Origin of the sequence: Streptomyces huiliensis (assembly GCF_020037025.1) — a bacterium.
GTDB classification, from domain to species: domain Bacteria; phylum Actinomycetota; class Actinomycetes; order Streptomycetales; family Streptomycetaceae; genus Streptomyces; species Streptomyces huiliensis.
The window spans coordinates 1-2,415 of sequence record NZ_JAIQLH010000404.1 but is presented as its reverse complement, the minus strand read 5'-3'; the positions used below and the strand labels follow the sequence as shown (position 1 = coordinate 2,415).

3 protein-coding genes and 1 pseudogene are annotated in these 2,415 nt (G+C 75.3%); all 4 read left to right on the top strand.

Annotated features, from left to right (window positions below; all coding sequences use genetic code 11):
* Positions 1–450: L-histidine N(alpha)-methyltransferase (locus JNW98_RS34230; protein WP_223772186.1), on the top strand; the 450-nt coding region annotated here is incomplete at its 5' end.
* 244 nt (positions 451–694) lie between these two features.
* The gene (locus JNW98_RS34225) at positions 695–1,186 is read left to right on the top strand and encodes a universal stress protein (RefSeq protein ID WP_223772185.1); all 492 of its coding nucleotides are present in this window, start codon (positions 695–697) and stop codon (positions 1,184–1,186) included.
* Between the two features lie 136 nt (positions 1,187–1,322).
* Positions 1,323–1,955: an ABC transporter ATP-binding protein gene (locus JNW98_RS34220; protein WP_223772184.1), complete on the top strand. Its 633-nt coding sequence runs from the start codon at positions 1,323–1,325 to the stop codon at positions 1,953–1,955.
* A pseudogene (locus JNW98_RS34215) lies at positions 1,948–2,415 on the top strand (DUF6297 family protein); the annotation flags it as partial. The gene JNW98_RS34220 and the pseudogene JNW98_RS34215, both read left to right, overlap by 8 nt.

The following is a 2,415-nucleotide window of genomic DNA, read 5'->3' as shown; positions in this document are numbered from 1 at the left end:
GCCGAGTTCCTGGCCGGCCTGCGTGCCGGCATGGCCCCGGGCGACGCGCTGCTGCTCGGCACCGACCTGGTGAAGGACGAGCGGGTGCTCGTCTCCGCCTACGACGACACCCGCGGGGTGACGGCCGCCTTCAACAAGAACCTCCTCGCGGTCCTCAACCGCGAACTCGGCGCCGACTTCGACCCCGCCGACTTCGCCCACGTCGCCCTCTGGGACGCCCACCACGAGTGGATCGAGATGCGCCTGCGCGCCCGCCGCCCCGTCCTGGCCAAGATCCCGGCCCTGGACCTCGCCGTCCACTTCACCGCCGGCGAGGAGCTGCGCACGGAGGTGTCGGCGAAGTTCCGACGGGAGGGAGTGCGGTCCGAACTCGCCGCCGCCGGGCTGGAGTTGCGGCACTGGTGGACGGATGAGGCGGGCCGCTTCGCGCTGTCGCTGTCGGTACCGTAGGGCGCCTGCGGCGGGCTGTGCCCCGGTCCCTCCCCCAGAGGGGGCACCCCCATTCACCGTTTCTTGCGGGGGCTGCGCCCCCGCACCCCCCGGGCGGGCTGATTTCAGCCCGTCCGGCGTTTGAGGACAGCGCGCGGAGCGCGCTTCAGGGGTGCGGGGCCCGCCCCCGCAAGAAACGGTGAATGGGGGTGCCCCCTCTGGGGGAGGGACCGGGGCCAAACACCCCCACGGGTAACCTGAACCCGTGAACCCAGAGCAGCCCACCCCCAACCCCGAAAGCCTCCCGGGAACCTTCGAACGCGGCACCGACGGCCCCAAAATCATCGTCGTCGGAGTGGACGGCTCCGACTCCTCCTGGCGAGCCGCCGCCTACGCCGCCGGCCTCGCCCGCCGCCAGAACGCGCTGCTCGCCCTCGTCTACGTCCAGCCCGTCCTGGTCGGCGGCGCGGCCTTCGGGGCCCCGGTGGCCGAGGTGACGGAGGAGGTCGCGGAGGAGCTGCTCGCGGAGATCCGCGCCACGACCGAGCGGCTGCGCGGCCTCTACCCGCACGCCATGCGCTGGGAGTTCCACACCTTCCGCGGCGACCCGTACTCCGGCCTGGCGCAGGCGGCCGACGACCTGAAGGCCGACGCGGTGGTCGTCGGCGCGTCGGAACAGGCGGGTCACCGCATCATCGGCTCGGTCGCGATCCGCCTGGTGAAGGCGGGACGGTGGCCGGTGACGGTGGTCCCGTAACCACCGCCACCCCCGCACCACCCAGCACCACCCAGCACCACCCAGCACCACCCAGCACCACCCAGCACCACCCAGCACCACCCAGGGGAGGAACCCCACCATGCCCGCACCCCCGCCCGGACATCCGATCCTCCGGATGACGGACGTAGGCCGCGACTACGGCGACCGCACCATCCTCCGCTCGGTGAACCTGACGCTGTCCCGCGCCGAGTGCCTCGCCGTCACCGGCCCCAACGGCTCGGGCAAGTCGACGCTGCTCCGGCTGGCCACCGGCCGGGAGCGGCCCACGTCGGGCGAGGTGCTGTTCGACGGCGTACCCGTGAACGAGGACGACCCGGCCGTACGCGGCCGGCTCGCCGCCGTCATGGACGCGGCGTCCTTCTACCCAGACCTGACCGTCCGCGAGCACCTGATGTTCGTCGCGCTGGCCCACGGCCTGAGCCGGGCGGCGGCGGAGGCGGTGGCGCGAGCCCTGGCGGACCACCGGCTGACGGAGCACGCGGACGTGCTGCCCGACGCACTGTCCTCGGGCCAGACCCAGCAGGCGCTGCTGGCCGCCGCGTTCCTGCGCCCGCACGACCTGCTGGTGCTCGACGAGCCCGAGCAGCGGCTGGACACCGCGGCCCGCGCCGCGCTGGCCCGGCGGCTACGCGCCCACAAGGCGGCAGGCGCCGCGATCCTGCTCGTCACCCACCACGACGACGTGGCCGCGGCGGTGGCCGACCGGGTGCTGGACCTGGCGGACCTGTCGGAGGCGGCCGGTGCCTGACACGCTCACGGACGAGCGGCGGACGACGGACGCGACGGCGACCGCCCTCTCCGGGTCCCGCGCCGCGCTGGGGTTCCTGCGCCGGGCCCGCCGCGAGGAGAGCCGCCGGCGGCGGCGCGACGGCGCGGTCGTGCTCTACGGCATCGTCCTGACGGCCGTCGTCTGGGTGCCGGGTCTGATCGCCGTGATCCGGGCGGCGGACGCCGCGTCGGCCCGGGGCGTCCTGGCGGAACGGATCGTGGCGGGCCTGCCGGTGACCGTCCCCGCGCTCGGCGCCGCCGCCCTTCACGCGCTGGTCCGCAGCGCGGTCTGGCGGGGGCCGGTCCTGGTCGACCTGCCCACCGTCCGGTGGGCCCTGCCGCTGCCGGTGGACCGCGGCCGGCTGCTGCTCCCCCGGTTCGCGAAGGCGGCGGGCCTCGCCGCGGCCGTCGGCGCGGCGGCGGGGGCGGTGGTGGGGCTG

What these genes read in the sequence shown, in the direction of transcription:
- JNW98_RS34220 (WP_223772184.1), top strand. Translation starts at nt 1,323, where the DNA reads ATGACGGACGTAGGCCGCGACTACGGCGACCGCACCATCCTCCGCTCG.